Origin of the sequence: Ornithinibacillus sp. FSL M8-0202 (genome assembly GCF_037975285.1) — a bacterium.
GTDB lineage: Bacteria > Bacillota > Bacilli > Bacillales > Amphibacillaceae > Ornithinibacillus > Ornithinibacillus massiliensis.
On record NZ_CP150248.1, the window covers coordinates 1769528 to 1777500 of the forward strand.

The 7973-nt window shown below is 39.5% G+C and carries 6 protein-coding genes and 2 rRNA genes (1 of these 8 cut by a window edge); all 8 read right to left on the reverse strand.

Translation table 11 applies throughout. From position 1 onward, the window contains the following. Window positions 1-25 precede the first annotated feature (25 nt). Entirely contained in the window at window positions 26-2452 is a 2427-nt protein-coding gene (clpC, locus tag MKY78_RS09245; protein WP_339217519.1) for an ATP-dependent protease ATP-binding subunit ClpC, read from the reverse strand. 17 nt (window positions 2453-2469) lie between these two features. Next, on the reverse strand, window positions 2470-3534 hold the full coding sequence (locus tag MKY78_RS09250; protein ID WP_339217521.1) for a protein arginine kinase: 1065 nt from the start codon (window positions 3532-3534) through the stop codon (window positions 2470-2472). Further along, the gene (locus MKY78_RS09255) at window positions 3509-4075 is read right to left on the reverse strand and encodes a UvrB/UvrC motif-containing protein (protein ID WP_186871231.1); all 567 of its coding nucleotides are present in this window, start codon (window positions 4073-4075) and stop codon (window positions 3509-3511) included. Before MKY78_RS09255 ends, MKY78_RS09250 begins: the two co-directional genes overlap by 26 nt. Before the next feature lie 37 nt (window positions 4076-4112). Continuing rightward, window positions 4113-4574: a CtsR family transcriptional regulator gene (locus MKY78_RS09260; RefSeq protein WP_186871230.1), complete on the reverse strand. Its 462-nt coding sequence runs from the start codon at window positions 4572-4574 to the stop codon at window positions 4113-4115. A gap of 240 nt (window positions 4575-4814) precedes the next feature. After that, window positions 4815-5510 carry an MgtC/SapB family protein gene (locus tag MKY78_RS09265; RefSeq protein WP_339217524.1) on the reverse strand — a complete coding sequence of 232 codons (696 nt, stop codon included), beginning with the start codon at window positions 5508-5510 and terminating at the stop codon, window positions 4815-4817. 158 nt (window positions 5511-5668) lie between these two features. Beyond that, window positions 5669-6931, reverse strand: coding sequence for a group II intron reverse transcriptase/maturase (gene ltrA, locus MKY78_RS09270; RefSeq protein ID WP_188384654.1), 1263 nt, complete (start codon window positions 6929-6931; stop codon window positions 5669-5671). Window positions 6932-7521: 590 nt separating this feature from the next. Next, a 5S ribosomal RNA gene (rrf, locus tag MKY78_RS09275) occupies window positions 7522-7637 on the reverse strand. A 66-nt stretch (window positions 7638-7703) separates the two neighbouring features. After that, window positions 7704-7973: ribosomal RNA gene (locus tag MKY78_RS09280) — 23S ribosomal RNA — on the reverse strand (it continues 2651 nt past the right edge of the window).

A 7973-nucleotide genomic window follows, 5' to 3' on the forward strand; every position in this document is an offset into this window, starting at 1 on the left:
TTTTCTTCAAGAAAATAAAACTATTTTACGGTAAAATAATAAATTCACCTTTATTATTTAACCCAATTTTAACCTTTTCTCCGATTTTAATCGAACCTTTTAGTAGCTCCTCTGATAATAGATCTTCAATATTCTTTTGTATAGATCTTCTTAATGGTCTTGCACCATATTCAGGATCAAAGCCCTCATTCGCAATTTTTTCAAGTGCTTTATCGGTAAGCGAGAAATCAATTTCTTGTTCGATTAAACGCTTTTGTACGTCTTTAACCATTAATGTGACAATTGATTTCATATGTTTCTTCTCTAAGGAATGGAATACAATCGTTTCGTCAATTCTATTTAAGAATTCTGGACGGAAAGCTTTTTTCAATTCGTCCATGACTTTTGATTTCATATTCGCATAGTCTTTGTTTTCATCATCTAAGTTAAATCCGACATATTTGTTACGCTTCAGCTCACTTGCTCCAACATTTGATGTCATGATTACTACCGTATTACGGAAGTCTACGACACGACCTTTCGAATCGGTTAGGCGTCCATCTTCTAGCACTTGTAAAAGGATATTAAACACCTCAGGATGTGCTTTTTCTATTTCATCTAATAATACAACAGAGTATGGTTTTCTACGAACTTTTTCCGTTAGTTGACCACCCTCTTCGTATCCAACATATCCTGGAGGAGATCCAACAAGTCGTGAGGTCGAATGTTTTTCCATGTATTCGGACATATCAATACGAATCATTGCATCTTCATCGGCAAACATCGCCTCAGCAAGCGCACGAGCCAATTCTGTTTTCCCTACCCCTGTTGGTCCTAAGAAAATAAAGGAGCCAATTGGACGTTTCGGATCTTTAAGTCCTGCTCTTGCTCTTCTTATTGCTTTTGCAACAGCTTTAACGGCTTCTTCTTGGCCGATAACACGATCGTGTAATACCTCTTCTAAATGAAGCAGACGCTCACTTTCGTCTTTTGTTAATTTAGAAACTGGTACACCAGTCCAAATCGACACAATACTAGCAATATCTTCAACTGTTACTTGAGAATCCTCTTGTCCTTGTTTTTCTTTCCATTCATTCTTTGTCGTCTCTAGTTGCTCACGTAAACGCTGCTCTGTATCTCTAAGTGAAGCTGCTTTTTCAAACTCTTGACTCTGTACTGCAGCATCTTTTTCTTTCCGTACCTCTTCAAGCTTTTGCTCCAAGTCCTTTAGATTTGGTGGAACAGTGTAGGAACGTAATCTTACTTTAGAACCGGCCTCATCAATTAAGTCGATTGCTTTATCTGGCAAGAAACGATCGGTAATATATCGATCCGATAATTTAGCAGCCGCTTCTATCGCTTCATCGGTAATCGTTACACGGTGATGCGCCTCATAGCGGTCACGTAGTCCTTTTAAAATCTGAATCGTTTCTTCTAATGTTGGCTCATCCACTTGAATTGGTTGGAAACGTCTCTCTAAAGCTGCATCCTTTTCAATATATTTACGATACTCTTCCAATGTAGTAGCACCGATGCATTGTAATTCTCCACGCGCTAATGATGGCTTTAAAATATTGGAAGCATCAATTGCCCCTTCTGCACCTCCAGCACCAATTAACGTATGCAATTCATCAATAAATAAGATAATATTGCCTGCTTGGCGGATTTCCTCCATTACCTTTTTCAAGCGGTCCTCGAATTCCCCACGATATTTCGTACCTGCTACAACAGTACCCATATCCAATGTCATGACACGCTTATCTCGTAATGTTTCTGGTACTTCATTTTGAATGATTTGCTGTGCTAATCCTTCTGCTACAGCTGTCTTACCAACACCAGGCTCTCCGATCAGGACTGGATTGTTTTTCGTACGGCGACTTAACACTTGGATAACACGTTCTATTTCTTTACTTCTTCCAATGACCGGGTCAATATTCCCCTCTTTTGCACTTTGTGTTAAATCTCTCGCTAGTGAATCCAATGTCGGTGTATTAGCATTAGAAGCTTGGCCTCGACCCTGTCTACCAGCTTGAGATTCATTACTACCTAATAATTGAAGCACTTGTTGTCTTGCCTTATTTAAACTAACCCCAAGGTTATTTAAAACACGAGCAGCAACGCCCTCACCTTCTCGGATTAAGCCTAATAGGATGTGTTCTGTTCCTACATAGGAATGACCTAATTTTCTTGCCTCATCTTGGGATAGCTCAACTACCTTTTTTGCTCTAGGTGTATAGTGAATGGTTTGCATTGGTTGCTTACCAGTTCCAATTAGCTTTTCCACTTCTTCTTGAATTTTTGATACTTCTAATCCAAGAGATTCTAATGCTTTCGCAGCTATACCTTCCCCTTCACGCACTAATCCAAGAAGAATATGCTCTGTACCTATATTATTATGACCAAGACGTACGGCTTCTTCTTGTGATAAGGCTAAAACTTTCTGTGCTCTCTCAGTGAAACGTCCAAACATCATATAAGATTTCCTCCTACCTATTCCTCAAATTGTAATCGTTCCCGGATTAAAGACGCTCTTAGTACATCTCTCTCTGAAGCACTTAGCGTCTTTTTTGCATAATGCTGCAAGAAACCTGGTTGTGTTAAAACCATCAGTTCATTAAGTATATTACGAGAAACATTTTTAATGATTCCTAAATCAATTCCCAGTCTAACATTTGATAAACATCTTGCAGCCTCTTTTGATTCAATAATTCTACTATATTCCAAAACACCTAAAGAACGGAAAATACGGTTCTCTAGTTCAATTCCGGATTGTTCTAAAATTCTAGTACGAGCCTTTCGCTCATGTTCAATTAACTGTTGTACAACACTCTCCAAATCTTCTATGATGTGCTCTTCTGTCTTTCCAAGTGTAATCTGATTAGAAATTTGAAAGATATTTCCTAATGCTTCGCTACCTTCTCCATAAATCCCTCTTACTACTAGTCCTAGCTGGTTTATAGCTGGCATCATTCGATTGATTTGCTTCGTCATAGCAAGCGCTGGTAAATGCATCATTACCGATGCTCTCATCCCTGTCCCTACATTAGTCGGACAGCTGGTTAAGAAGCCCCGCTTTTCATCAAAAGCATAATTTACCTTTTCTTCAATCCAATCATCAAACTCCAAGGCTTTGTTTAATGCCTTCGTTAATTGTAAACCAGGAAAGTATAGTTGAATTCGAATATGATCCTCTTCATTTATCATGACAGAGACTTGTTCGTTTTGTGAAATTAGCGTAGCAGCTGCACCTTCTCTTTTCGCAAGTAATGGGCTAATTAGGTGCTTCTCTACTAATACACTTTTCTCAATTGCGGTTATGTCTCGGATCGAGATAAATTCAAAGTTCTTATATTCTCCAAATGACGTATGCTCGTATTCCTGTTTAAAGAATTTACGGATTTGCTCTAAGTCTTTTTGATCGGCAATAATAGGAAATGGCATGTCTGCAAAGTTACGCGCCAAACGAATGCGACTACTTAGTACAATATCATGATCTGGACCTTGTTCACGCATCCAAGGACTGATTGCTTCATTCATGAAATGTTGAAGTGTCATTACTATCACCTGTTTCCTTACGATTAATCTTTGCTTCTAATTCCTTAATCTTATCTCGAATTACAGCAGCTTGTTCAAACTCTTCATTAATAATTAATTCTTTTAATTCCGTCTTATAATTTGCAAGCTGTTTCTTAAGATGTAAATTGCCACCTTTTCGCTTCGGTATCTTACCCCTATGTTCTGTATTTCCACTATGAACACGACGGAAAATTGGATTTAGATTGGAAGAAAAGGTATGGTAACACTCTCCACATCCAAACTTACCGATTTGTTTAAATTCCGTAAAGGTCAACCCACATTTTGGACATTGAACATCTTTTTCCTTTTGTAAGTGTGCTCCAGGTGACCCGACAGTTCCAGACTCAAAGTTAAATAATCCCGTTAATAGATTATGAAGCGAATATCCATCTTCCGGATACGTCATATATCCTTTTTCTTTTGCACAGACCTCACAAATTTGAATTTCCGTCTTATGTCCGTTAATCACCTGTGTATAATGCAAAGTAGCTGGCCGTTGATGACATTCCTGACACTCCACCTTGTTTCCCCCTTGTCTAAAATCTAAACCGATTAACTTATAAGTACTTTAATGTTGTGAGCATAGAGGTTAAAATTCTTGCTCTAATCTCATCTCGTAGAGGCAATTTAAATGCTAATGTCTCCCTACTGATTCCATTAGCCATTATCTTAGCTTCTCGTTCCGTTAAGATTCCCTCTTCCATAAGGCGTTCTAATACATTTACAGCGGCTTGCTGGGTTACCGTAGGGTTAATTAGCTCAATAATCTCATCAATTAATTCTGATTTATCGCGGTGTCTAATTCGAATAATTCGAATATACCCTCCACCACCACGCTTACTTTCAACAATATATCCTTTTTCCACAGTAAAACGAGTATTAATGACATAGTTTATTTGTGATGGAACACATTGAAATCGATCTGCAATCTCGCTACGTTTTATTTCAATAGCATCTTGCCCTTTTGCTTGTAAGACTTGTTTTAAATATTGCTCAATTACATCTGAAATATTGCTCATTTGATTCCCTCCTAGATTCCAGAGTAATCTCAGGTTCGTCCACCATATTGACTTTGACTATCTTTGACTTTACTTTTATTATACTTCAAATTTTATCAGATGCAACTATCTTACAATAACTATTGTAGACAAATTCATAACAATCAAAACCATTTATCTAAATAAGATCTTCCACCATTATAATTATAAAAAAAACCTACACAGCTGTTCGTGATGTGCAGGGGACTAAGAAGTTACTTATTATCTTTCTGAAACACTTTTTACAGCATCTATACTAGATAAACGTTCAAACAACTCAATTTTATTTAGATTAGTCTTTCGTTCAACTTTTATAAAAATACTTTTTAGGTCATTTTCAACTTTAATAACTTCCACCTGTCTTACTTTTAGTTCACTATCCTCTAACACCGAAACAACTTTATTAATTGGTAGCCCAGAATACGAAATAATCTCTAATACTAGGGACGTTTTGCCTCTAGTGAATAGCTTTTCAAAGTTATTAAGAAAAACTAGGCTTAACAAGATAATCAAGGTGGTAAATACAGCGACAGCATACATTCCCGCCCCTACAACAAGGCCTAGACCTGCTACTGCCCAAATGGAAGCTGCAGTAGTTAAGCCTCTTATCGTGCCTCCATACACCATAATCGTTCCCGCTCCTAAAAAACCAATCCCACTAATTACATAAGAGGGAATACGTGCTGGATCAAATTGAACATTATTATATTTTTCAATATATGCCTCAAAGCCAAATAAAGACAGGAGCATCATTAAACACGCACCGACACCAACTAGAATATGAGTACGAAAGCCAGCTGAATGATTTTTCAATTCACGCTCAAAACCAATCAAACCAGATAATACTAAAGCAATTAGTACACGTACTATTATTAGAAGGAAGTTATCATCGATTAAGTTTTCAAAGACCGCATTCATGTTAGTTCCCCCTTCTCTTAACTATTTCTCTATTATCAGTTTAGTCATTCCAATTGGAAATATGATAGTGGAATTATTTTATAATCGAGTAGGAGGAGGCGTTTAACCTCCGACCTCTCACACCACCGTACGTACGGTTCCGTATACGGCGGTTCCATCTAAGTCCAACGTAACGTTTGATATCTACTAAATAGACTCTTTAGCCCTTGGCCTGACCAATATTGGTCGTCAAGGGCTTTATGCAAGATTGGGCTTTTAGCTATTCGCCAGTATCCCTTTCTTGTGTTAGCCCATTCCCACGCTTTTCCTTTCTTAATTCCGTATCGAATTAAGTTATGGTACCTTGTTTGGACTTTCTTCCATTCCTTCCAACGAATCATTCGTAACCTTCTTCTTATCCAGGCATCTAGTTTCTTGAATAAAGAAGGCGTTTCTGCCAGTTGGTAGTAGCCTAACCAACCTATTAGGAATCGATTTAGTTTCTCCATCCTTCTATCCATCGCCACCGATTTCCTTCTAGAAGTCAGTTCACGAACTCGCTGTTTAAAGCGTTTTACACTTTCTTTTGAAACCCGGATTTTCGGGGTTTCCTTCTGGATGGTAAAAGAAAATCCAAGGAATTTGCGTCTCCATGGGCGGTCTACCGCACTTTTGTCTCCATTTACTTTGAGTTTCAGTTTCTCTTCTATGAATTTAGTGATAGTATTCATGATTCGTAAACCCGCACGTTTGGAGCGAACATAGATATTACAGTCGTCTGCATAACGGACGAAGTGAAGTCCTCTTTTCTCCAGTTCTTTATCCAGTTCATCGAGGACAATATTGGAAAGTAGTGGACTTAGGGGGCCTCCTTGGGGAGTACCTTCTGTATTAGGACAAGCTAACCCATCTTCCATAATTCCTGCCTGTAAATATCTTCTGATTAATTTCAAGACCATTGGGTCTTGAATTCTTTTACTTAATGTTCGCATCAGTCTGTCATGATTTACTTTATCGAAGAATTTCTCTAAATCCATATCGATTACCCAACGGTAACCCTGCTTGATATAATTTCTAGCTTGTCTCACCGCATCATGTCCGCGCTTGTTTGGACGGAATCCATAACTGTATCGCGAAAATGTAGGGTCGTAAACTTCCGTTAGGACTTGTGCGATTGCTTGTTGGAGGAATCGGTCTGTCACGGTAGGGATACCTAACTTTCTCTTCCCACCGTTTGGTTTCGGGATTTCGACACGACGAACAGGTTGAGGGTAGTAGGTTCCCTTTTCGAGTTGTTCCCGAATGGTAGTCCACTGTTTCATGATATGTGCTCGTAGGTTTTGTACAGGCATATCATCCACACCATGACTTCCTTTGTTTCTTTCTACACGTTTTAGTGCTTGTATTAAGTTTTCCCGTGATAGTATTCTTTCCAACATGATATCGAACTCCTACGCGAATTGTCCGTCCTTCTTATGTGGCAACTACTTTCAGCCCTTCTAATGTCCCCCACGAGATTCATCGTTTCCTCCATTAGGAAGGTTCTTATGTTTCTGCGTCATCAAGTGTTGCGTATGCAAAGTGGCAATTCTCCTTAGATGATTCAGCCCTTCCCGAATACCCTAGGAGCATTCGGTACTATGGCTTCGGCTGACTTCTGATAGTTCAGCGAACATTCTCATGTTCGGTTACGGCAGGTGTACCGCATTTCTATCAGACCTCCCAGGGTAAGCACACATTCTTCCTCTCCATGTCCTCGCTCCATTTACTCTATGCTCCCTTTGGCAGTAAGGACTTCAACTTGTATAGCAGTCTCATCCAAGAACATCTAGCCTTATATGAAGTTTGTGTTCCTCGAGGCGGAGATTTGCCGCTGACTTCCTTCAGATTCTAGGTCACCCTAGACACCCTTGTCTTAAGCTAATCACTACTACTGCCTTCGTGATTCAGGACTTCAACCCTAGAGAATGTGTGCATGCCTGGCACACTACAAAAAAGCCAAGAGACAATACAGTCTCTTGGCTTAAATCTTGCCTGGCAACGTCCTACTCTCGCAGGGGCAATGCCCCAACTACCATCGGCGCTGAGAAGCTTAACTTCTGTGTTCGGTATGGGAACAGGTGTGACCTTCTCGCCATCATCACCAGACAATGGTTTGGATATAGAATTATACCCTGAAAACTAAATAAGAGTAAACAAACGATATCAAATAAGTTAGTTAAGTCCTCGATCTATTAGTATCCGTCAGCTCCACGTGTCACCACGCTTCCACCTCGGACCTATCAACCTCATAGTCTCTAAGGGATCTTACTCACTCGAAGTGATGGGAAGTCTCATCTTGAGGGGGGCTTCATGCTTAGATGCTTTCAGCACTTATCCTTTCCACACGTAGCTACCCAGCTATGCTCCTGGCGGAACAACTGGTACACCAGCGGTGTGTCCATCCCGGTCCTCTCGTACTAAGGACAGCTCCTCTCAAACTTC